Genomic DNA, 24,010 nt, shown 5'->3' with positions numbered 1-24,010 from the left:
GTGAAGCCTATTTCCCATGATTCCAGTCAGGCGTCCGCGTGCCTGTCTTTTCCCTACGTCGATCTGCTGTATGACTATGGCCAGTTCCTGCGCAGTGCCGATGAGGCCATTGGTTACCTGCCAGCGGAAACTGCCGAAAAACACATCGGCATCGTCGGTGCAGGCCTCAGCGGGCTGGTCGCCGCTTACGAATTGCTGCGCGCCGGTGCGCGTCGCGTGACGTTGTTTGAAGCCGAACCTGAGCATGTCGGCGGGCGTCTGCTGACCCAGTGCTTTGACGAAGACCAACCGCAATTCATCGCCGAAATGGGCGCCATGCGCTTTCCGCCGAGTGAAGTCGGGCTGTTTCACTACCTCAATCGTTTCGGCATCCAGACCACCGAAGCGTTTCCCGACCCGGGCGTGGTCGACACCGAAATCCATTACCGTGGCGAAGCCCATCACTGGGCGGCGATGCAACCGCCGCCAGCACTGTTCAGCACCGTGCACCAGGGCTGGATCGCGTTTCTCAGCGAGGGCGTGACCCTCGATGACGGCACGTGCCTGGCACCGCCACTGCTGATCACCGAATTGCTCAAGCAGCACAACTACTGCGAAGTGCAGCCCGAGTGGCAACGCTATCTGGACTGCTTCGGCGACAGCTCGTTTTACTCGGCGATGGTGCGCATCTTCACCGGCAAAAAGCCGCCGGGCGGCAAGCCGTGGCGCAAGCCTGAAGACTTCCACTTGTTTGGCTCGCTGGGCATTGGCTCGGGTGGTTTCCAGTCGGTGTATCGCGCCTCGTTCACCGAGATCCTGCGGCTGGTGGTGAATGCGCTGGAGGTCAATCAGCGTCTGGTGCCCAACGGCATTTCTTCGCTGGCCGAGCGGATTGCCGACAGCGAATTCAACGGTATTCAGGTGCGCGACATGATTTGCCGCACGCGCATCGAGTCGATCAACAAAGGTGCGCACGGCGAGATTCTGCTGGCCGGCAGCAATGGCGAAACCTACGCCTGCGACCGGGTGATCACCACCACCACGACCCGCGCCCTGCAAGTGAACCTCAAGCTCACGCAGAACCAGGCCTTCGTCAATCGCGACGTCGCGCGGGCGATCAACGAAACGCACATGGTCGGTTCATCGAAACTGTTCATCCTGACCAAGGACAAGTTCTGGCTCAAACATGGCCTGGCGCAAAACATCCAGACCGACACCCTGGTCAAGGGCGTGTATTGCCTTGACTACGCGCCGCACGATGCGGATTCCTGGGGCGTGGTGTTGATCAGTTACACCTGGGAAGACGACTCGCACAAGATGGTTTCGATGACCGACAAGGTGCAGCGCTGCCTGCGTCTGGTCGATGAATTGGCGATGAGCGCGCCGGAATTTGCCAGCCATCTGCTGCCGCTGGACGGTGACTACCAGCGTTACGTTCTGGAATACGACTGGCTGACCGACAAGCACGCACTCGGTGCTTTCAAGCTGAACTTCCCCGGCGACGATATTTATTCCGAGCGCCTGTTCTATCAGTTCCGCACTGCACTCGATCCGCAACAGGACACCGGTTTGTACCTGGCCGGTTGCGGCGCCTCGTTTACCGGCGGCTGGGCCGAAGGCGCCATCCAGACCGCGCTGAATGGCGCGTGCGCGGTGATCAGCAGCCTGGGCGGCGACCTGATTGCCGGTAACCCGCTCGACGACTTGCACTCGCAGTACCGCTACTGCTGACCCAGTCCCTTTCCACGCCGAGAATCATCCATGTACAGCCAGCTTTCTATTGAACAGCTCGTCAACGGCTTTCGCAGTGGCCAACACTGCCCGGACACCTGGCAGCGCGCCTTGCGCGAGCGTCATGTGCAGATGCAGCACTTGAACAGTTTCATCACTTTCGACCCGTCAGCGTTCAAGGCAAATGCTGCCGGGCGCGACAGCGCACTGTATGGCCTGCCGGTGTCGTTCAAGGACAACATCAACGTCAGCGGCCTGCCGACCACCGCCGGAACACCCGGCCTGGCCGACTATGTGCCGCAGGCCGATGCCGGCATCGTCGAGCGCTTTCGGCAATTGGGCGCGCAGATTGTCGGCAAGAACAACATGCACGAATTGTCGTTTGGCGTGACCTCGGCCAACCATTCTCATGGTGCCGTGCTCAACCCCGTCAACGAACGCTACAGTGCCGGCGGCAGCAGCGGTGGTTGCGCGGCGGCCGTCGCCGCCGGGCTGGTGCCCTGCGCAGTCGGCACCGACACCGGCGGTTCGGTGCGGATACCGGCGGCGTTCTGCGGCACCGTCGGGTTTCGACCCACCACCGGCGTGTATCCGGTCGACGGCATCGTCCCGGTGTCGCAGACCAAAGACACTCCGGGCCTGCTGACCCGCACCGTGGAAGATTGTCAGTTCGTTCACGCGCAATTGACCGGCAGCCTGCATCAACCTGAAACCCGGCCGTTGCGCATTGGCATTCCCGAGCGTTTTCTCTGGGCCGAGCTCGCCGACAATGTGCAGCGTGATTGCCGCGCGGCCATCGCTACCCTGGCCGAGCGCGGTGTGATCCTCGTGCCGGTCGACGATGCCGTGATTGGCGAGATCAACGAGAGCATTCAGTTTCCGCTGCCGATCTACGAGTTCTTCATCGACTTTCCACGCTTCCTGATGAAAGCAGGACGCGGCGAACAGTTCCTCGACATCCTCGCGCAGATTCGCGATCCGGCGATCAAGAAAATCCTCACCGCGCAACTGGAAAGTCCGGCGATTTCCTACACGGATTACGTGCAGGCATTGATGAGCAAACTGCGTCTGGAAAAGGAATACCGCACCCTGTTCAGCCGCCATCAACTGGATCTGCTGGCTTACCCGACCGTCACTTGCAGCGCGCCACTGCTCAGCGCTTGCGCGGATGAGAGCAACTTCGAAACCTTCGTGCGCAACACCGACCCGGCGAGCAACCTGGCGGCGCCGAGTATCAGCGTTCCGGTCGCGGCGGCGGGTGAGTTGCCAGTGGGTTTGTCGTTCGATGCGTTGCCGGGGCAGGACGGCTTTTTGCTGGCGAATGTTCAACGGTTAGCTCGTTTGCTCAACATCGCCTGAACCACGATCCCTGTGGGAGCGAGCCTGCTCGCGAAGGCGTCGTGTCAGTCGACATCAACTTCGTCTGCCACACCGCTATCGCGAGCGGGATCACTCCCACAAGGGCTCTGCGTCGATGCACCTATAACAATTCAGATTGCAGGCCTTGCCATGCGCGTCACCTCAATATCCTCCATTCCCGCGGTCGAACGCTCGCCGTCGATCCTCGGCGGCGCCATGATCATCGGCGGCACCATCGTCGGTGCCGGCATGTTCTCGCTGCCAGTGATCATGTCCGGACTGTGGTTCTACGGCTCCGTCGCCGTGCTGCTGTTTGCCTGGTTCTGCACCTTGCACTCAGGCTTGATGATCCTCGAGGCCAATCTCAACTACCGCGAAGGCGCGAGTTTCTCCACGATCACCCGCGATCTGCTCGGCCGTGGCTGGAGCCGTTTGAACGGCTTGAGCATTGTGTTTGTCCTCTACACCCTGACGTACGCCTACATTTCCGCCAGCGGCTCAGTGATTCACCACACCGCGCAATCCTTCGGGCTGGAGTGGTCATCGCGCGCCGGCGGTTTGGGGTTCACGCTGCTGGTGGCGTTCATTGTCTGGTTGAGCACCACGGCGGTGAGTCGCATGACCACGCTGGTGTTCGGGGCAAAAATCCTCGCATTCTTTTTGACCTTCGGCGGTTTGCTCGGCCATGTGCAAAGCACCACGCTGCTTGATCTGAACGGCGGCGACAGCCACTACTGGCCCTATCTGTTGGTGACGCTGCCCTTCTGCCTGACTTCGTTCGGTTTTCACGGCAACGTGCCGAGCCTGATGAAGCATTACGGCAAGGACCCGCAGCGAATTCGCGCCTGTCTGGTTGGCGGCACCTTGATCGCACTGACGCTGTATCTGGTGTGGATGCTCTGCAGCATGGGCAACATTCCCCGCGACACGTTCAAGGACATCGCCCAGCGCGGCGGCAACATCGATGTGCTGATCAGCGCACTGGGCGCACGGCTCAACAGCGCCAACGTCGATCTGCTGCTGACGTTTTTCTCCAACTTCGCCGTGGCCTGTTCGTTTCTCGGGGTGACCCTTGGCCTGTTCGATTACCTGGCCGATGTGCTGGGTTTCGATGACAGTCCCCTCGGTCGCTTGCAGACCGCCGCCGTGACCTTCGTGCCGCCGATGCTTTGCGGCTTGCTCTGGCCGGAAGGCTTTCTGCATGCCATCGGCTTTGCCGGTCTGGCGGCAACGTTGTGGGCGGTGATCACCCCGGCGCTGCTGGCGCGGGCTTCGCGCAAACGCTTCGGCAGCCCGCGCTATCGCGTGTGGGGCGGCACGCCGATGATCGCGCTGGTGCTGTTTTTCGGAGTGATCTGCGCGGTATCCCATTTGTTGTTCGTGTTTGATTGTCTGCCGGTGTGGCGCTGAAGTGTCTCGTTCGGTTTTCCGAACGAGACTTGACGGTCGATTCGGTTAACCGGATCAGCCAAGGTGAAAAATACCGCCACAAAACTTTAATAACGTTATAAATCATCAGGTTAGCTATCAGCGACTGGCCTGGCACGACTCATGCTCTACACTCTCTCGACGAATGCCTGTTGTGCCAACACTTCAGGAGCCGTCAGGCATTCGAAGCACAAAAGGGCCGACGAACTGGCTCCATAAAAAAAACAATTCGAGGAAAATTTGATGCGCATCGTTCCCCATATCCTGGGCGCAGCCATTGCGGCCGCTCTGATCAGCACGCCAGTTTTCGCCGCCGAACTCACCGGCACCCTGAAGAAAATCAACGATTCGGGCACCATCACACTCGCTCACCGCGACAGCTCCATTCCGTTTTCCTACATTGCCGATGCTTCCGGCAAACCAGTGGGCTACTCCCACGACATTCAAGTGGCAATCGTTGAAGCCCTGAAAAAAGACCTGAACAAGCCAGACCTGCAGGTCAAATACAACCTGGTTACCTCGCAAACCCGTATCCCGCTGATCCAGAACGGCACCGCGGATATCGAGTGCGGCTCCACTACCAACAACGCCGAACGCGCTCAACAAGTCGACTTCACCGTCAACATCTTCGAAATCGGCACCCGTCTGCTGGTCAAGAAAGACAAGGATGGCAAGCCGTCCTACGCTGACTTTGCCGACCTCAAAGGCAAAAACGTCGTGACCACCGCCGGCACCACGTCCGAGCGCATCATCAAAGCGATGAACGCCGACAAGCAGATGGGCATGAACATCATCTCTGCCAAAGACCACGGCGAATCCTTCAACATGCTGGAAAGCGGCCGCGCCGTTGCCTTCATGATGGACGACGCCCTGCTGGCCGGCGAAGAAGCCAAGGCCAAGAAACCGGCTGACTGGATCATCACCGGTACTCCGCAGTCCTTCGAAGCCTATGCGTGCATGGTTCGCAAAGACGACCCGGCCTTCAAGAAGGCTGTCGATGACGCCATCGTTGCTCTGTACAAGTCCGGCGAGATCAACAAGATCTACAGCAAGTGGTTCGAGAGCCCGATTCCACCAAAAGGCCTGAACCTGAACTTCCCGATGAGCGACAAGGTAAAAGGACTGATCGCCAACCCGAGCGACAAGCCGGCGCCTGACGTAAAAATCTGATTACTGACTAACCTTATCTCCTGAGGGAGCCACCCTCCCTCAGGCGTCTGTTACTACCTGCTGGCTATACAGTGGAACACTCGACCTGGCGGTTTTCGAGCCGATCGCGTGTGCCTGGCGTTCAACGTCAGGCGGGAAAGGATTTTCCCCACGCGGGTGCTTGTACATCGATCGATTTCGAGGGGAGACCCTAATGAATTACAACTGGGACTGGGGCGTGTTCTTCAAGTCCACCGGCGTCGGCAGCGAGACTTATCTCGACTGGTACGTCTCCGGTTTGGGCTGGACCATTGCCATTGCCATCGTGGCATGGATCATCGCCTTGCTGCTGGGCTCCATTCTGGGGGTCATGCGCACGGTGCCAAACCGCATCGTATCGGGCATCGCCACCTGCTACGTCGAGCTGTTCCGTAACGTGCCGCTGCTGGTTCAGCTGTTCATCTGGTACTTCCTGGTACCCGACCTGCTGCCGCAAAACCTGCAGGACTGGTACAAACAGGACCTCAACCCGACCACCTCGGCTTACCTGAGCGTTGTCGTATGCCTGGGCCTGTTCACCGCCGCCCGTGTCTGCGAACAAGTGCGTACCGGTATCCAGGCGCTGCCACGCGGCCAGGAAGCCGCCGCCCGCGCCATGGGCTTCAAGCTGCCGCAGATCTACTGGAACGTGCTGCTGCCCCAGGCCTACCGGATCATCATTCCGCCGCTCACCTCGGAATTCCTCAACGTCTTCAAGAACTCCTCCGTGGCGTCCCTGATCGGCCTGATGGAACTGCTGGCGCAAACCAAACAGACCGCTGAATTCTCGGCCAACCTGTTTGAAGCGTTCACCCTGGCCACGCTGATCTACTTCACCCTGAACATGAGCCTGATGCTGCTGATGCGCATGGTCGAGAAGAAAGTCGCAGTGCCCGGCCTGATCTCCGTGGGGGGTAAATAATGGACTTCGATTTCAGCGGCATCATCCCCGCCATTCCGGGCCTGTGGAACGGCATGGTCATGACCTTGCAGTTGATGGTCATGGGCGTGGTCGGCGGCATCGTGCTCGGTACCATCCTTGCGCTGATGCGCCTGTCGTCGAGCAAACTGCTGTCGCGGGTGGCCGGCGCTTATGTGAACTACTTCCGTTCGATCCCGCTGCTGCTGGTGATCACCTGGTTCTATCTGGCGGTGCCGTTCGTGCTGCGCTGGATCACCGGTGAAGACACGCCGATCGGTGCGTTCACCTCCTGCGTCGTGGCCTTCATGATGTTCGAAGCCGCGTACTTCTGCGAAATCGTCCGCGCCGGTGTGCAGTCGATCCCCAAAGGCCAGATGGCTGCTGCGCAAGCGATGGGCATGACCTATGGCCAGACCATGCGTCTGATCATCCTGCCCCAGGCGTTCCGCAAGATGACGCCGTTGCTGCTGCAACAGTCGATCATTCTGTTCCAGGACACCTCGCTGGTTTACACCGTGGGCCTGGTGGACTTCCTCAACTCCGCCCGCTCCAGCGGCGACATCATTGGCCGGTCCAACGAGTTCCTGATCTTCGCCGGTGTCGTCTACTTCATCATCAGCTTTTCCGCCTCGCTGCTGGTCAAGCGTCTGCAAAAAAGGTTCGCCGTATGATCTCTATCAAGAACATCAACAAGTGGTATGGGGACTTCCAGGTGCTGACTGATTGCAGCACCGAGGTCAAAAAAGGCGAAGTGATCGTCGTCTGCGGCCCGTCGGGTTCCGGCAAATCGACCCTGATCAAATGCGTCAACGCGCTGGAGCCGTTCCAGAAAGGCGACATCGTCGTCGACGGCACCTCGATTGCCGACTCGAAGACCAACCTGCCGAAACTGCGTTCGCGCGTGGGCATGGTGTTCCAGCATTTCGAACTGTTCCCGCACCTGACCATCACCGAAAACCTGACCATCGCGCAGATCAAGGTGTTGGGCCGCAGCAAGGAAGAGGCGACCAAAAAAGGTCTGCAACTGCTCGAGCGCGTTGGCCTGTCGGCGCACGCTCACAAGCATCCGGGGCAACTGTCCGGTGGTCAGCAACAGCGTGTGGCGATTGCCCGTGCGCTGGCGATGGACCCGATCGTCATGCTGTTCGACGAACCGACCTCGGCGCTCGACCCGGAAATGGTCAACGAAGTGCTCGACGTGATGGTGCAACTGGCCCACGAAGGCATGACCATGATGTGCGTGACCCACGAAATGGGCTTCGCCCGCAAAGTGGCCGACCGCGTAATCTTCATGGACGCCGGCAAGATCATCGAAGACTGCCCGAAAGAGGAATTCTTCGGCGACATCAGTGCTCGCTCGGAACGCGCGCAGCACTTCCTCGAGAAAATCCTGCAGCACTAAAAGCAACACACCCGCCGGGGCATTGCTCCTTCCCTGTGGGAGCGAGCCTGCTCGCGAAGAGGCCATTACATTCAGCCTGGATGTTGAATGTCAGTGCGCTTTCGCGAGCAGGCTCGATCCCACAAGGGCCGGCGTTGCCCTTGCAACAAGTGTGGTGGTTGACCCAAGGCAACTGTGATGAAATGCGACCCCAATCTTTATCGCGCCGCGCCGCCATCACTTGCCGTGAAGCCTCGTCTGATTCGTCATTTGTTCCTGCCGCCGCTGGTCATCATCCTGATGATCGGCTTGGGTTTTATCGGCTTCTGGACCAGTGAGCATTTCGGCATTCGCAGCCTCGGCGAGAACGGCCAGCGTCAGCTGGAACTGCATGCCCGCGCGGTCGAAAGCGAGATCAGCAAATACACCTACCTGCCCAGCCTGCTGGAACTCGAAACGAGTGTGTCGCAGTTGCTGGCCGACCCGACCCCGCAATACCGGGAAACGGTCAACGCTTACCTCGAAGGCCTGAACCGGCGCAGTCGCAGTCGGGCCATCTACGTCATGGACACCACCGGCCGCGTCATGGCCACCAGCAACTGGCGCGATGTCGACAGTTACCTCGGTGAAGACCTGTCCTTCCGCGCCTATTTCCAGAAAGCCGTACGCGGCGAACCCGGGCGTTTCTACGGCATCGGCAGCACCAACGGCGAACCCGGTTACTACCTCGCTCATGGCCTCGAAGAGCATGGCAAGATCATTGGCGTCGCCGTGGTCAAAGTGCGCTTGGAAGCCATGGAAGAACGTTGGCAACGGGCGCGTCTGGAAGCCTTCGTCAGCGATGAAAACGGCATCATCATTCTCTCCAGCGATCCGGCCCGGCGCCTGAAAGCAGTGATTCCCTTGAGTGAAGCCACCAAGGAAAAACTCGCCCGCAGCCTGCAGTACTACTGGTTCCCGCTCAACGAACTGCAACCGTTGGCTCGCGAAACCCTGTCCGAAGGCGTGGAGAAACTCACCTTCCCGGCCAACAGCGAAGTGCAGTCCGGCGAGGATGACATCAGCTATCTGGCGCAAACCCGACCGCTGAGCGACACGCCGTGGAATTTCACCCTGCTCACGCCATTACAGGACTTGCGCCGCGAAGCGATCAACCAAGGCATTCTGGTTGCCGTCGCGTTCGCCTTGGTGGCCTTCCTGCTGATCGCCTGGAACGAGCGGCGCAAGGTCATCGCCACTCGGCTTGCCGCCCGCGAAGCCTTGCAGGAAGCCAACAATCAACTGGAGCGTCGGATTACCGAACGCACCACCGACCTGCGCGCCAGCAACGAGCGACTGAAAAGCCAGATCCGCGAACGCCGCCAGGCCGAAGAGACCTTGCGTCGTGCCCAGGATGAACTGGTCCAGGCTGGCAAACTCGCCGCCATCGGCCAGATGTCGACCAGCATTGCCCATGAATTGAACCAGCCGCTGGCCGCGATGCGCACGCTGTCGGGCAACACCATACGCTTCCTCGAGCGCGGTCAGCTCGACGTCGCCAGCACCAACCTGAAGACTATCAATGACCTGATCGACCGCATGGGCCGGATCACCGCCAGCCTGCGCTCGTTCGCCCGCCGTGGGGACGATCAGGGCCAGGCCAGTCTTGGCAAAGCGGTCGATGCCGCGTTGCAAGTGCTCGGCGCGCGGGTGGAAACCTCGGGGCTGGACGTGCATCGTCAGTTCGTCGACGTACAAGTGCAGATCGACCAGACCCGCCTCGAACAGATTCTGGTCAACCTGATCGGCAACGCCCTCGACGCCATGCAGGCGCAACCACAGCCCGAACTGTGGCTGGAGGGCGAAGAGTTCAACGCCAAGTATCGCCTGCGCGTGCGCGACAACGGCCACGGCATCGACGCCGAAGCGCGCAAGCATCTGTTCGAGCCGTTCTTCACCACCAAGCCCGGCGAACAAGGCCTGGGCCTGGGCCTGACCCTTTCCGCCAGCCTCGCGGCCGCCACCGGCGGGCATCTGGGTGTCGAACACCCGGCCAGCGGTGGCACCACCTTCGTCCTCAGTTTACCGTTGGTAAGCCCTACTCCTGCCGAGCCAATATGAACCACGACCTTAGTGTGCTGATCGTCGAAGACGACCCCCATGTGCTGCTCGGCTGCCAACAGGCGCTGACGCTGGAAGACATCCCCTGTGTCGGCGTTGGCAGCGCCGAAGAAGCGCTGGAGCGTGTCGGCGACAACTTTGCCGGCATCGTCATCAGCGACATTCGCCTGCCGGGCATCGATGGCCTGGAACTGCTGACCCGCCTCAAGCAGCGCGATCGCAGCCTGCCGGTGGTGTTGATCACCGGCCACGGCGACATTTCCATGGCCGTGGGCGCGATGCAGAAAGGCGCCTACGACTTCATGGAAAAACCGTTCTCGCCGGAGCGTCTGGTGGATGTCGCGCGACGGGCACTGGAACAACGCAGTCTTGCTCGCGAAGTGTCATCGCTGCGCCGGCAACTGGCCGAGCGTGATTCCCTCGAGGGGCGGATCATCGGCCGCTCACCGGCCATGCAAAACCTGCGCGAATTGATCGCCAACGTCGCCGACACCTCGGCCAACGTGTTGATCGAAGGCGAAACCGGCACCGGTAAAGAACTGGTCGCGCGTTGCCTGCACGACTTCAGTCGGCGCCACAGCAAGCAATTTGTCGCGCTGAACTGCGGCGGTCTGCCGGAAAATCTCTTCGAAAGCGAGATTTTCGGCCACGAGGCCAACGCTTTCACCGGCGCCGGTAAACGCCGGATCGGCAAGATCGAACACGCTGATGGCGGCACATTGTTCCTCGACGAAGTGGAGAGCATGCCGCTGCCGCTGCAGATCAAACTGCTGCGTGTGTTGCAGGAACGCACCCTCGAACGCCTCGGTTCGAACCAGAGCGTGGCGGTGGATTGTCGAGTGATCGCGGCGACCAAGTCCGACCTCGACGAAGCGAGCAAGGCCGGCGAATTTCGCAGCGACTTGTACTATCGCCTGAACGTGGTGACGCTGGAATTGCCGCCACTGCGCGAGCGCCGTGAAGACATTTTGCAACTGTTCGAGCACTTCACCCAGCAGTCGGCCCTGCGTTTCGACCGCGCGCTGCCGGAACTGGACAACCAGACCCTGTCGAACCTGATGAGCCACGACTGGCCGGGCAACGTGCGTGAACTGCGCAACGTTGCCGAACGTTTTGCCCTCGGTCTGCCGGCGTTCAAAAAGTCCGGCGCCGGCAGCGCTGGCCAAGGCCTGGCGTTTGCCGAAGCGGTGGAAGCGTTCGAACGCAACCTGCTGAGCGATGCCTTGCAACGCAGCGGTGGCAACCTGACTCAGGCGAGTCTTGAGCTGGGCATGGCCAAGACCACGCTGTTCGACAAAGTGAAAAAGTACGGGTTGAGCCACTGATGGATCTGTTTTTCAAAGCCCTGTTGGGCGCCGCGGTAGTACTGATCATCGCGGCGCTGTCGAAAACCAGAAACTATTACATCGCCGGGCTGGTGCCGCTGTTTCCGACGTTTGCGCTGATTGCGCATTACATCGTCGGCAAGGGGCGTTCGATTGAGGATTTGAAGACCACGATCGTGTTCGGGATGTGGTCGATCATTCCGTACTTTGTGTATCTGGCGACGTTGTATGTGATGGTCGATCGGATGCGGCTGGAGGCATCGCTGGCGATCGCGGCAGTGGCTTGGTTGATGGCTGCTACGGTTTTGGTGACTGTTTGGGTTCGGTTGCACAGCTAAGGTCAAAAGCCACCCTCACCCCAGCCCTCTCCCACTGGGAGAGGGGGCCGACCGCTGAATATTGAAGATCTCCGCCGACGTGAAAGTGCTGTACCGAATCCATAATCGACTCAATGCATCAGGTCGGCGGATAGCCAAATACAACTCGATCAGTCCCCTCTCCCTCCGGGAGAGGGTTAGGGTGAGGGGCTTTTGCTCTTCAGTTGACGGTACCGCCCTTGGACTCCGCCATGATCTGCCGGATCGCCCCGACAAACGTTTCCACCGGTTGCCCCCCCGTCACCGCATACTGCCCGTTGAACACCACGGTCGGCACCGAACTTACCCCGCGTTGCAACCACAACTGCTCTTCTTCGCGCACCTCATCGGCAAACTCGTCGGACGCCAGAATCACTTCTGCACGCTGACGATCAAGCCCGGCACTTTCAGCAATCTGCGCGAGCTGTTGATGATCCGACGGATTGCCGCCATCACTGAAATAAGCCTTGAACAGCGCCTCTTTCAACGGTAGCTGCACACCTTCAAGCCCCGCCCAATGCAGCAAGCGATGTGCATCAAAGGTGTTGTAGATGCGGCTGCTGCCATCGGTGCGAAAGGCAAAACCCAATTCAGCACCACGGGCACGAATGGCTTCGCGATTCTTCTGCGACTGCTCCGGCGTCGAACCGTATTTCTCTTGAATGTGCTCGGAAATGTTCTGCCCGGCGGCACCCATTTTCGGATTGAGTTCGAACGGCTGAAAACGGATCTCGGCCTGCACTTCGTTGCGCAGGATTTCCAGTGCCTCTAACAGGCCATATAAACCGACGACGCACCAAGGGCAGGAGACGTCGCTGACAAAATCGATTTTCAGGGCAGAACTCATCACACACCTCGCGGGGGAAATCGTGCGGGAAAGTTTGCACGATACACCTGCTCCAGATTTTTTGGTGACCATAGCGGCCCCTTCGCGAGCAGGCTCGCTCCCACCCTTGGAATGCGTTCTCCTGTGGGAGCGAGCCTGCTCGCGAAGAGGCCCGCTCAGACAATACAAAGACCTCGGTTACAGCAGATTCGCGCCCACCACCGGCTCAATCTGCGCCCAGTGCGAGGTGTCTTCACGATGCGCCTGCAAATACGGCAGCACCGCCGCCAGCAACGGTTCCTTGAACGCCTCCTGAAAACGATGCGCCAGCCCCGGAATCAACCTCAACTGACTGCCGCGAATATGCGCCGCCAGATGTACGCCGTGCATCACCGGCAACAACGGGTCCGCCGTGCCATGCACCACCAGCGTCGGCACCCGCAATTGATTGAGCAATGCCACCCGGCTCGGCTCGGCAAGGATCGCCATGATCTGCCGCTTCACGCCCTCGGGGTTGAACGCGCGGTCATACGACAGCGCGGCCTGATGCAGCAAGGCCTGCCGATCATCCGTCACCGCCGGGCTACCCAGTGCCGCCAGCAGATCAGCCTGTTGCTCCAGCGCCACCTGACGATTCGCTGCACCGCGTCGCGATAGAAGCTGCACCAGCGCCGCACTCGGTGCCGGCAATCCTTCGGCGCCCGAAGTGGTCATGATCAAGGTCAGGCTCTCGACCCGCTGCGGTGCCATGGCCGCCATGTGCTGGGCAATCATCCCGCCCATGCTCGCGCCCAGCACGTGAAATTGCTCGACGTGCAGCGCGTCCATCAAGCCCAGCGCATCGTCAGCCATGTCGGTCAAACTGTAGGGCGCCGACACCGGCAGACCGAGCTTGTAGCGCAGTACTTCGAAGGTCAGGTTGGCTTCGGCCGGCGCCTGACGCCAGGTCGACAGACCGACGTCGCGGTTGTCATAGCGAATCACCCGAAAGCCCTGCTGACATAGCGCGACCACCACTTCGTCCGGCCAGTGGATCAACTGTCCGCCCAGGCCCATGACCAGCAACAACGCCGGATCCGACGCGCGACCAATGCTCTGGTAAGCCAGGCTCACCTGCTGCAGATCAACGTGCTCTGTCGGCACATTGACGTCGCAACGCGCCGCCGCCCAGGACGACGATCCGAAAAAAATCGCGACCAAAACAGCCGCGACCGATAAAAAAGCCTTAACCATGAAAAACACCGAAACGCAGAACCCCAGTAGAGCGCGAGTCTGATGAAGTTTGTTCAAGCGCGCTGCCACACTTCCATGACAGTTTGATGAAGAGTGCCGAGCGGTCATGGACGCTGGTTGCAAACAATATCTATGTACCGCCATCGCCTCGCGCGATTTCTCTTGAATGACCCGCTCAGGGACGGATTCCCCGCCCCCGCCAATGCGAGTCACGCCACCATGCCCGATCGCCTTATTCTGGATGAGCTCCCCGCACCGTCACCGTTGCCAGAGACCGTCGAGCACCTGCCGAAAACGATTGATCACAGCCTGTTGCTGCAGGCCAGCCAACGCTGGCGCACCAGCAGTGAGGGTTTGCGCGACTTGTTTGCCACCAGCCCGGCCCTGCGCGACAGCGTCAATGAACTGCTGCGCCAACAACTGCAACTGGATGGCGAAAAAACCGGACTGCGCTTTGCTGCCACCGATGACCAGCCGGAACATATCGTCAGCCTCACCGATGCCTGTGCCTTTGTCGTTCAACAGCCGACGCTGGAAACCGACCTGGATCAGCGCTGTGACCTCACCGGTATCGGCGCAGATCATCCGTTGTATGCCTTGAAGCCCCTGCAACTCCTGGAAAAACTCAAAGCCCTCGACCCACGCAAAAGCCACGAGATTCGCTGGGTACAATTCTGGGATGCGCGAGCGCCGCGCACGGCTGTGTCGCGCCGTACCCGAGCCACGCAGCTTTACCGTGCGCATTTCGAAGCCACCGCGCACATGGCTCTCGCTCACCAGACGATTACTGCGGCGCAACTCAAGACGCTGCAACTGATCATTGATTCAGGTGCTGACGCGCTGACGGTCGATGGTCAGCCCATTCATACGGAAAAACTGGCGCTGGTACTGAGCAACGACAGCAAAGTCAAACTCCCCGGTGCATGGGTCGTCAGCGTGGGCGATGTGGACACAGCGGCTCCATTGCTTTATCTGCCCTGCAGCGCCATGTCGATCCAGACCTTCAATTCACGCGCAGCAATGCAGACGTGGCTGACCCGTCAGGTATCTATCCCCACTGGACTGCCCAAGGAAATACTGCGCGTTGACTACAGCGCAGCGCTCGAGCCGATGGTCACTGGGGCAAGCGATCTGTTCGCAGGTCGACACCACGCGCAACTCGACGCGTTGAGCAATACCAACAAAGACACTCCCGGGATCAAAGAGCACGGCGCGCAATCACTGATACATGTCGACCTGATCGATCATCAGCGCAGCAACGCGATCATTGTGGCGGCCCCGCCAAAACCGCTCACGCCCTTCAGTGATAACGAGATGGAAGACAAATTGCTGTTCGGCAGCTTGTCGGCCGGCATTCCACTGGCCGTGCGACAAGCAACGCTCAAACGCGAACGCGACGCGCTCGAACGCTTGCAGAGCAACGACGGCGACGGTGCTCGATATCGGCAATGCAAGGAAGCCCTCAAAACGCTGGAAACCGCTGAGCAAGCCGGCGAGACCGCCGCCTCATCGCTGCTGTACCGCGACAATGCCCTCGACGTCAGCACTTTCAACTCGGCGCTCACGGCCCTGCGTCAGGCGCACCGGGATGGCTTGTATGCCGAAGGCAATCTGCAAGCGGCGTTGGGCCAACTCGCCAGCGCCGAACACGATCTGCTCAAAGCCGTGCTGGACAACCCTGTTGCGGCCGAACGCGACCCGGACATCACGGCAGCGAGCCTGACCTTGTCACTGACCGAAACCAGGGACGAGATTCGTACGACGCAGAGTGAACGGCTCAAAGGCGTGCTGGTGATCGGACGGCAGGCGATGCTCACGGACCGGGCATCGACGTCCAGTCTGCTGCTCTACTGGCCAGGCACCGGTGGGGGCCTGCAGCGCTTTGCTGATCGCCAGACACTGGAGCGCGAGGTGTTCAGGATTGCGGACCACGCCAGCGATCTGACCCTGCAACTGAGCCCGCTCACCACAGACCCGCTGCATCACTGCCTCAATGAGCTGATAACCGACTTCGAATCAAAAGCCACCCTTCTGCGCGGTCAGCCCGAGCAGGCGGACGCCCTGGAAATTCTGCGCCAAGGCTGTCTCGCCACTGTGCAGGTTCCGCTGCACGACGCCCGAAGCCTGGCCTTTGCTCACCTGCAAGAGCAGGAACGCACCGCCACCCTCGCCGGCCATCGGCCAGGCTGGTTGGCCAGACTCAACGAGAATGAGCGTAACGGGCTGAAACACAACATCGAGGCGTATATCGCAGCGATGCGCACAAGCCACGCCCTTATGACGCTCGCGCTGGAACCGCGTGACGACTTCACCCGCCGACACCTGTACGCCCGACTGCGCAAGGATTTTTCCCTTGAAGGCCATTTTTCCATACAAGTCGAGTTCCCCGACTCGACCACCACCGAACAGGTTCCTGAGGCAGGGCCCGGTGGCACTCGCAAAACCACCGTCATTGTCCCTGGCAAGTCCCGCAGCAAAATGTCACTTGAGGACCTGGCTCAGCTGAATATCGATAATGTGCAATCCGTGCTCAATGACTCGCTGTCGCAACGTCTGGTCTTCCTGCGTCTGGAGGTCACCGCGACGCATAAAAAGGATCGCTCCCGTCTGCTCAACGGCATCGACCTGAGGTATCTGCGCAAGGTGCTGCCGGAACTGGATTTGCCCAAGGCGTATGAGCGAAAGATCAACGACGCATTCAGGGGAGCAAGCAGCGAGTCGCTCTTCGTCAAACAGCATCGCCGGGAAAGCCTGATCGAGCCATGGCGGCTGATGCTCAAAATACAAAGCGAGACTGCCCGCCTGCAAAAGCATCTCAGCCGTGAAGAGTCCGCCTTGCTGAACAGCGCCATCGATGCCAGCACCGTAGAAGCATGGCAAGCCAACGGCAAGCGCCTGGCCCTGCTGCCGGTCGCTCTGAAAGCGGGCGGCAAGGATACCCCCGGCGAAGGGCCGGTAACCCTGTCCGGCGTCAGCCTGATCGAAGAACAGATCAGCGGCGTCACTTTGCTGTATCTGCCAGACAGCCAGGATGGGCAGTTTTTACGCCGCTACGACAACCTTGAAGCGGCGCGCAAAGGGTTGTTCAGGTTGTGCGGGAGTGACAAGTGGATCGAGTATCTGGCGGGCAAGACGTTGCAGGGCGACGTCAGGGCTCATATCAGCCGTATCGGCCAGGCCGTGGAAAAAAACTTCGATGCCATCATTGAAGTGGGCGTGCGCTGGCCGGCAAGTACCTCGCTGGCGGCACACCTGCTCGATGCACACATGGGCCGGTTGATCGAAGCCCATCGCGGCACGTCGCGCTCCAACGATGAACTGTTCTTCGAGCGCTATGCCCTGAAAGGTCCGCGCGCTTTCAACTACATAAAAATGGCGCTGGGGATGGTGCCCTTCGTCGGCAGTGTGCTGGCGCTTTATCAGGCCTGGACCGCTGCCAATCAGGCCGCCGCCGCATTTCTGCGTGGCGACGTGGCGGACGGGCTGGTGGAAATCGAGTCGATGCTGCTGTCGTTGATCGACGCTTTCATGGATTTGCTCCCGGGCGAAGCAGCCGCCTCGACTCTCTCGCGCACCACCCGCGCGTTGACTCGGGCACGCCAACTTCACGCGGTGATCCGCAACGGGGCGGCATTGCAGAGCAAATCGCAGCGTCACGCCCGGCATGTGCTGGCGCGCTTCAAGGATTACGAATATGAAAAGCCGATTTCCCTGGCAGGCACAGAACCCGCCAGCCATGGCCTCTACCGCGGGATCTACCGGCAAGCCGATGGCGATTTCATTGAACGTCAGGGTCGCCTCTACCCAGTGGAGCTGAGCCGGGATTCGCGCAGCTGGCGTCTGTCCGGCAACTCGCGAAAAACTTACAAGCAACCGATCGCACTGGATGAAAACGGGCACTGGGACACCTGGTTCGGCGTCTACGGGGAGACCCTTGAAGGCGGCTTGTCCGGTGGTGGCAACGTCGCCGGGCGTGTAGCCGATACGCTGGATGCTTACTGGCCACCGGCAATTCGGCAGCGCCTGCCGCGCTGGCTGGTGGATCGAAACTTCCGCCGTCACCATCAACTGACCGCCGCCGCTGACGATCTGGCCGACCAACTGCAGGCCCGAGGCGCAAAAAGCGACCTGGTACTGAACGCCTACCGCGCCGCCCCGGTAGCGGAACGCCCAGCCATGTGGCCGACGGTCGAAGCCGCCTGCGTCGGCGATATCAACATAGCCAGACAGCGTTACCAGACATTGACCGAACTGACGGAGCTGACCCATGGCAGAAAGCGCAGGGAAGTCGCCGCTATGCAAAGCAAGACCGCATGGCTATTGACCGATCGCTATCGGCGGCGCGCAGTTCACGCATCGCACAATATTCACGCCATGACACTGAAGATCAAGGAGCTCAAGCAGGTACGCGATGCTCTGCCAGACGGCACACTGGCCCGGCGCCTGGAAATCATGGAAGAGATACGTGTCTTGCGTGTCGAGATCGTGAAAAAACTCGACCATATGGAAGGGTTCAAGGAGCAGGTCAATCAATGGTATGAACGTATGCTCGCCAAAGACCGGCCGAAGATATCCGCACTCGTCGACAACATCAACGTTCTGCACAGCGATACATCCCTGCTGTACCTGAAAACCTCGCAACGCCTTGAGATCGTCAAGAAAGCCGGCAGCCCCGATGATGCGTCGTGGCTCTATCTGCTGGAACTGGCGGAGCCTCTTCGAAATAACATCGACCGTGTCCTGTACAGCCAGTACGACCTGCCGAACATTCTTGGCACGGTCGCCCAACGTAACCGGATTCTTCAGGAGTGCGTCGACGTCTGTGTCCAGTACCGTCGCGAGATGGCCGCCTGGACCGCCAGCTATCCGCAATTCTTTCATCTGGAAGTGGTCGAGCCATTGCTTGAAGGCGTTGACCGACTGGCCGATCGGGCGCGCGCCGGGATCAACAAGCCGCCCGGGCCAAGCGTCGCAGGACAACCGCAACAGCGTGTGTTCATCACGGAAGACAATCAACTGCGCCATGGCGTCGAGCAATGGGACAGTGCGACCCAGACCCGACAATATAAAAGTACCGGGCCTGGTGGCCATGAAGAGATCTGGGAACAAGGCGCCGATGGCAGATTGCGCCTGACCAATCCGCAAAACATCGCAACCCGTTCGCCCGCCGCGTTGAGTCTGGCCAAACTGCTCACCGAAGCACAGCAGCGTCTGGATAACGTGGCGGCTTACCGCGCCAAAGTGCAGAGCAACGCCGACCGGGACATGCTCCCTGTCAACCTGGAACACATGATGACCAGCCAGGCAGGCGAGCTCAATACCCGCGCCAATCGCATCGCCGCCAAGTCGGCAGAGCAGCCGATCATTCAGCAATTGCGCGATCAGGCCGCTGAGCTGATCGTCGAAGGTCGTGCCCTGCGCACCCAATACTCACTGACCAGTCAGAAGCCCACCGACGGTATGCTTGATGACCTCATTGGGCAGAACGCTGTGGAGATCCGCCGACCCCTTGCGATCCGGCGTATCACCGACCATCAGGGCCAACCCGACTACCTGCAGGAATATGAGATCTGGAACATCACGCGCGAACCTGAGCAACTGCTCTGGTACGCGCACTTCCATTACCGCTCGGCGACCCGACCTTTGCGCAAATTCGAAAGGGCTCACCTGAAACTGCCGGCGCATCGCCACCTGACTCACGCTGACGACCCGACCCTGCTCGATTCCAGAATCACCGCACAGTCGATTGTTTTGCAGCATTTCGAAGGGATTTGAATCCACACGTGCTACTGCCCGTCGCTACTGTCAGATCTGACAGTAGCGCGGCGAGGTGTTCGCGCAGCCAATGGTTCGACGACGGAACCCACGTTGAGCCGTTGAAACGATCAGGGAATGGCAGGCGACTTCGAGACTGCACGCGTAAAAAGGTGTAATCGTCGACAGCGCTCTCAACTTGAGACAAACTCACCCTCTTTGCGTTAATCACAAGTTTTCCTCATGGAGCCATCGGTGCTTGAAATCCGTCACCTGAAAACCCTGCATGCCTTGCGCGAAGCCGACAGTCTGGTCGATGCCGCCGACCGTTTGCACCTGACGCAGTCAGCGCTGTCGCACCAGTTCAAGGAACTTGAGGAACGCCTGGGCATGGCTCTTTTCGTGCGCAAGACCAAACCGGTGCGCTTCACCAGTGCCGGTTTGCGCCTGCTGCAACTGGCCGATGCGACCCTGCCGCTGTTACGCGCCGCTGAACGGGATATCGGTCGGCTGGCCGGTGGCACCGCCGGGCGTTTGCATATGGCCATCGAATGCCATAGCTGCTTTCAGTGGCTGATGCCGACCATCGACCAGTTCCGCGATGCCTGGCCGGAAGTCGAACTCGACCTCGCCTCGGGTTTCGCTTTCGCACCGCTGCCGGCACTGGCACGAGGTGATCTGGATCTGGTAGTGACCTCCGATCCACTGGAAATCGCCGGCATCACCTACGTCCCCCTGTTCACTTACGAAGCCATGCTCGCGGTGGCCAATCAGCATGCTCTGGCGAGCAAACCGTGCATCGTCCCCGAAGACTTGCTGACGGAAACGCTGATCACCTACCCGGTGGAACGTGATCGCCTCGACATCTTCACGCGTTTTCTCGAGCCTGCCGACATCGAGCCGGCACAAGTGCGTACCTCAGAGCTGACAGTGATGATGATGCAACTGGTCGCCAGCGGCCGCGGCGTCTGCGGCATGCCGCACTGGGCGCTGCACGAATACAGCTCGCGTGGTTACGTGAAGGGCAAACGGCTGGGGGAAAAAGGCTTGTTCGCGACGTTGTACGCGGCGATCCGCACCGACATGCTCGATGCGCCGTACATGCGTGATTTTCTGCTGACGGCGAAAGACACGTCGTTCTCGACTCTCGACGGTGTCAGCGCCGTGCGCTGAGTCACTTGTGGGAGCGAGCCTGCTCGCGAAAGCGATGTATCAGACACACAAATAGTGACTGTCAGATTGCCTTCGCGAGCAGGCTCGCTCCCACAGGGATCAGTGTGAACTCAGATCTCGCGCCACATGTGGATCTTGTCGAAGTAGTCTTCACCCACTCGCACCGCCAGTGGTTCGAGGCCGAACTGGACGAAGCCGCAGCGCTGATAGAGATTGAACGCCGCGTCATTGCCGGCGGTGACGGTGAGCTGGAGCAGTTTCAACGCCGGGTGGTTTTGCGCTTCGGCAATCGCCGCCTGCACCAGTTCATGGCCCAGGCCGTGCTGACGAAAATCCGCCGACACGTACATGCCGAACAGCGTGGCTTTATGGCGGGCCTTTTCGCGCGGCTCGAAGGCCAGGCCGACGATACCGGCCAACGTGCCGGCTTCAAACGCGCCAAGCACCACGTCGAGCTTGCTGGTCAGGCGCCCTTCCCACCAACTCAGCGGCATCACCGCGCGTTCGCGCACGCTGGAGGTGAAGGCCTGCGGATGGCGGTCATAGGCTTCGAGCATCAGTTCGCGGTAAGCCAGGGCATGACTGGCGTCCAACCGTTCGATCCACATGCTCACGGCGTCCTGCGTTGCTCAAACATCAGCCGCACAGCAAGGCCGCCGAGGACGAAGCCCATGAAATAACGTTGCAGCGCCAGCCACGTCGGGTTGCGCACAAACCATGAAGCGATACCCGCCGCGAACAGCGCGATCAGCAGATTGACGCAGAAACTCACGCTGATCTGGGTCAGACCGAGCACGATGCTTTGGGTGAACACCGAGCCGTGTTCAGGGGTGATGAACTGCGGAAATACCGAGAGATAGAACACGGCGATTTTCGGGTTCAGCGCGCTGGTGAGAAAGCCCATGGTGATCAGCTTGCGCGACGAGTCCGCCGGCAATTGCTGTGCTTCGAACGGCGAGCGTGCACCAGGCTTCACCGCTTGCCAGGCCAGCCACAGCAGGTACAGCGCGCCGGCCCATTTCAGCACTTCGTAGGCCATCGGCACCGCAAGAAACACAGCGGTCAAACCGGCCGCCGCCGCAAACAGATGCACAAAGAACCCCGCCACCACGCCGAGCAACGACGTCACCCCGGCCTTGCGTCCCTGACAGATCGAACGCGAGATCAGGTAGATCATGTTCGGCCCCGGCGTCAGCACCATCAACAATGCGGCAGCAGCGAAAATCAGCAGGTCTTGCAGCGGGATCATGGCAAAGTCCTTTGCGGAGATGATCAGGCGATCTCGATCAGCGAGTTGCGATAAAACGGCAGGATCAGGTCGCGTGTCAATGGCGCCAGAACGACAGCGGGGTCAGTGGTCGGATCGACCCAGATCACTTCTTCGATTTCCGCCGCCGGCGTGACGTCGCTCGCGATGGTCAGCTGGAAAATTTCAGCCTGGACGGTAAACCCCGGCTCGTTGGCCGCAGGCGCCGAGAACTGGCCGAGAAAAGACGCCTGCGCCGGATCGATCCGAAGGCCCAGCTCTTCTTCCAGCTCCCGGGCCAGCGCTTGCACCGGCAGCTCGTGCGCTTCGATCTTGCCGCCCGGTTGCATGAACGCCGTGGTCCCGCGCTTGCGCACCAGCAGGGTCTGCCCTTCGGGGTTGAGCAACAGCGCGGCAGCTATACGAATGAGGTTTGCAGAAACAACGGATGCACAAGTCATGGGTCGGCTACCGGCCTGGAAAACCGCTAGGATCCCATGCCCGGCCCAATGACGTCACCTCGCCGCTCATTCGCCCTGCGCCTTGAGCGTGGCTTCAACCTCCTCCGGCACCTTGACGAAAATCGTGTACTTGCCGCCCTCCATGGCTTCGAACGCAATCAGTTTATCCACCAGCAGCGCGCTGAGCACCTTGCCGGCGTTGAGCAGCAGCATGCCGTTATCGGCATTCAGATTGCGCGCCAGCATCATCCCCGCCGCCAGATCCCGAGTAGACAGCACCTTGACCGACGGATCGGCCAGCGTCACGTCGCTGAGGAACGCCGCGCACACCTGAATGAAGTCTTCGACCAGATCGGGATCGTACAAACGTCCGGCGTACTGGCGCAGGTACAGCAGCGCTTCATCGCTGTTCATCTGCCGCTCAAGGATCAGACCGCGCTGCAACTCGACGAAATCCACCGCCAGTTTCAGCAAGCGTGAACCGAACGGAATGCCCTCGCCCTTGAGCCGGTCGGGGAAACCGCTGCCATCCCAGCGCTCCTGATGATGCAGGATCAGACGCGCCGCATCCTTCATCGGGTCCAGGGTCATGAGCAACGATTCGCTCTGCTTCGGATAACTGCGATAGCGCTCGCGTTCGGTATGGCGCAGCAGATCCGAGGGCGTGGTCATCATCGCGTCGGTCCAGCTCAGCTTGCCGACGTTGTACAGCGCCGCCGCCATGGTCAGATCGCGGCTGGTAGCCTCGTCCAGGCCGTGCTGTTTGCAGTAGCTGCGCACCAGTTCGATGATCTGCCGGTTGGTCTGCTTGGCAGGTGGCAAGCGCAGATTGGCCAGCAGCGAGAACACTTCAGTGCCGGTGACGTAGCTGTGCTTGAGCTCTTCGTACGCCAGATCGAGCATGTCGGCGGTCTGCTGCAGTTCGGCGGTGCGCGCCACCACATGTTTTTCCAGGGTGCTGTTGAGCAGTTTCAGCTGGTCGTTCTGCACCCGGGTCAAGCGCTCCAGACGCTGGCGCTCCTGCTCGGAATGCTGGTGCTCGAGGGACTGGCGCAAGATCAGCAGCAGCTCTTCGTCATTCCACGGTTTGCTGATGTAACGGTGAATCTGCCCGTCATTGATGGCTTTGATGATGGCGGCCGGGTCAGCATAGCCGGTGAGCATGATCCGCGCGGTCGCCGGATAACGCTCGCGGACATGCGCCAGTAACGAAGCCCCATCCATGCTCGGCATGCGCGCATCGCTCATCACCAGGTTCACCGGCTGCTGCGCGAGAATCTCCAGCGCCTGGGCGCCGCTGGTCGCCAGCAGCACATCGTAGGGTTGGCCGCGCAACAGGCGACGCAGACTGTTGAGGATCGACTCCTCGTCGTCGACCAGCAGCACTGTGGGTCGATGCGCCGGCATCGGCGCGGATGGCTCTTCCATGGCATGGCCTCAAGCAAACAGGGAAATTACGACGCACCGAGCCAACACTGCACCGGTCCGCGCCTGAGTCCAAGGCTAGATGATTTTCGCCGGCATTCACGCCGATCTTTGTCCGGGGCC

Annotated in this window: 18 protein-coding genes; 12 read left to right on the top strand and 6 right to left on the bottom strand. The window is 60.2% G+C overall.

Features of this window, described 5'->3' with window-relative positions; translation table 11 throughout:
• From ACOYXJ_RS15470 to ACOYXJ_RS15425, 10 genes are all read left to right on the top strand, one after another.
• On the top strand, positions 1 to 1,710 hold the full coding sequence (locus ACOYXJ_RS15470) for an NAD(P)/FAD-dependent oxidoreductase (protein ID WP_460370284.1): 1,710 nt from the start codon (positions 1 to 3) through the stop codon (positions 1,708 to 1,710).
• A 30-nt stretch (positions 1,711 to 1,740) separates the two neighbouring features.
• Entirely contained in the window at positions 1,741 to 3,069 is a 1,329-nt protein-coding gene (locus ACOYXJ_RS15465) for an amidase family protein (RefSeq protein WP_460370282.1), read from the top strand.
• A 150-nt stretch (positions 3,070 to 3,219) separates the two neighbouring features.
• A complete protein-coding gene (mtr, locus tag ACOYXJ_RS15460; RefSeq protein WP_460370280.1) occupies positions 3,220 to 4,479 on the top strand; it encodes a tryptophan permease in 1,260 nt (419 codons plus the stop codon).
• Positions 4,480 to 4,740: 261 nt separating this feature from the next.
• Complete coding sequence (locus ACOYXJ_RS15455; protein ID WP_102900366.1) at positions 4,741 to 5,667, top strand: glutamate/aspartate ABC transporter substrate-binding protein; 927 nt, start codon at positions 4,741 to 4,743, stop codon at positions 5,665 to 5,667.
• A 193-nt stretch (positions 5,668 to 5,860) separates the two neighbouring features.
• Positions 5,861 to 6,607, top strand: coding sequence for an amino acid ABC transporter permease (locus ACOYXJ_RS15450; RefSeq protein ID WP_102900365.1), 747 nt, complete (start codon positions 5,861 to 5,863; stop codon positions 6,605 to 6,607).
• Positions 6,607 to 7,278, top strand: a complete 672-nt coding sequence (locus ACOYXJ_RS15445; RefSeq protein ID WP_003227756.1) for an amino acid ABC transporter permease — start codon at positions 6,607 to 6,609, stop codon at positions 7,276 to 7,278. The genes ACOYXJ_RS15450 and ACOYXJ_RS15445 overlap by 1 nt, the downstream gene beginning before the upstream one ends.
• Complete coding sequence (locus tag ACOYXJ_RS15440) at positions 7,275 to 8,009, top strand: amino acid ABC transporter ATP-binding protein (protein ID WP_007963947.1); 735 nt, start codon at positions 7,275 to 7,277, stop codon at positions 8,007 to 8,009. Before ACOYXJ_RS15445 ends, ACOYXJ_RS15440 begins: the two co-directional genes overlap by 4 nt.
• Before the next feature lie 177 nt (positions 8,010 to 8,186).
• Positions 8,187 to 10,088, top strand: a complete 1,902-nt coding sequence (gene aauS / locus ACOYXJ_RS15435) for a two-component sensor histidine kinase AauS (protein WP_095122381.1) — start codon at positions 8,187 to 8,189, stop codon at positions 10,086 to 10,088.
• Positions 10,089 to 10,132: 44 nt separating this feature from the next.
• Positions 10,133 to 11,413, top strand: coding sequence for a two-component response regulator AauR (gene aauR, locus ACOYXJ_RS15430; RefSeq protein WP_241002242.1), 1,281 nt, complete (start codon positions 10,133 to 10,135; stop codon positions 11,411 to 11,413).
• A complete protein-coding gene (locus ACOYXJ_RS15425) occupies positions 11,413 to 11,751 on the top strand; it encodes a GlpM family protein (RefSeq protein ID WP_460370277.1) in 339 nt (112 codons plus the stop codon). Before aauR ends, ACOYXJ_RS15425 begins: the two co-directional genes overlap by 1 nt.
• A 199-nt stretch (positions 11,752 to 11,950) precedes the next feature.
• Here ACOYXJ_RS15425 and ACOYXJ_RS15420 read toward each other — a convergent pair whose 3' ends face one another.
• Both ACOYXJ_RS15420 and ACOYXJ_RS15415 read right to left on the bottom strand, forming a co-directional pair.
• Positions 11,951 to 12,616, bottom strand: a complete 666-nt coding sequence (locus ACOYXJ_RS15420; protein ID WP_460370275.1) for a DsbA family oxidoreductase — start codon at positions 12,614 to 12,616, stop codon at positions 11,951 to 11,953.
• A gap of 177 nt (positions 12,617 to 12,793) precedes the next feature.
• Positions 12,794 to 13,828, bottom strand: a complete 1,035-nt coding sequence (locus ACOYXJ_RS15415; protein ID WP_460370273.1) for an alpha/beta fold hydrolase — start codon at positions 13,826 to 13,828, stop codon at positions 12,794 to 12,796.
• Between the two features lie 219 nt (positions 13,829 to 14,047).
• Between ACOYXJ_RS15415 and ACOYXJ_RS15410 the strand changes: the two genes are divergently transcribed.
• On the top strand, positions 14,048 to 19,603 hold the full coding sequence (locus ACOYXJ_RS15410; protein WP_460370271.1) for a dermonecrotic toxin domain-containing protein: 5,556 nt from the start codon (positions 14,048 to 14,050) through the stop codon (positions 19,601 to 19,603).
• 234 nt (positions 19,604 to 19,837) lie between these two features.
• The gene (gene metR, locus ACOYXJ_RS15405) at positions 19,838 to 20,755 is read left to right on the top strand and encodes a transcriptional regulator MetR (protein WP_460370269.1); all 918 of its coding nucleotides are present in this window, start codon (positions 19,838 to 19,840) and stop codon (positions 20,753 to 20,755) included.
• A gap of 110 nt (positions 20,756 to 20,865) precedes the next feature.
• Here the strand turns inward: metR and ACOYXJ_RS15400 are convergent, their stop codons facing one another.
• From ACOYXJ_RS15400 to ACOYXJ_RS15385, 4 genes are all read right to left on the bottom strand, one after another.
• On the bottom strand, positions 20,866 to 21,363 hold the full coding sequence (locus ACOYXJ_RS15400) for a GNAT family N-acetyltransferase (RefSeq protein WP_460370267.1): 498 nt from the start codon (positions 21,361 to 21,363) through the stop codon (positions 20,866 to 20,868).
• Between the two features lie 2 nt (positions 21,364 to 21,365).
• Positions 21,366 to 22,004, bottom strand: a complete 639-nt coding sequence (locus ACOYXJ_RS15395; protein WP_460370265.1) for a LysE family translocator — start codon at positions 22,002 to 22,004, stop codon at positions 21,366 to 21,368.
• Between the two features lie 23 nt (positions 22,005 to 22,027).
• Complete coding sequence (locus tag ACOYXJ_RS15390; protein ID WP_460370263.1) at positions 22,028 to 22,462, bottom strand: NUDIX hydrolase; 435 nt, start codon at positions 22,460 to 22,462, stop codon at positions 22,028 to 22,030.
• Positions 22,463 to 22,528: 66 nt separating this feature from the next.
• Entirely contained in the window at positions 22,529 to 23,890 is a 1,362-nt protein-coding gene (locus tag ACOYXJ_RS15385; RefSeq protein WP_460370261.1) for an HD domain-containing phosphohydrolase, read from the bottom strand.
• Positions 23,891 to 24,010 lie beyond the last annotated feature (120 nt).

The organism is Pseudomonas sp. Tul2A7, assembly GCF_054790505.1.
This window is presented reverse-complemented; position numbering and strand designations above follow the sequence as displayed.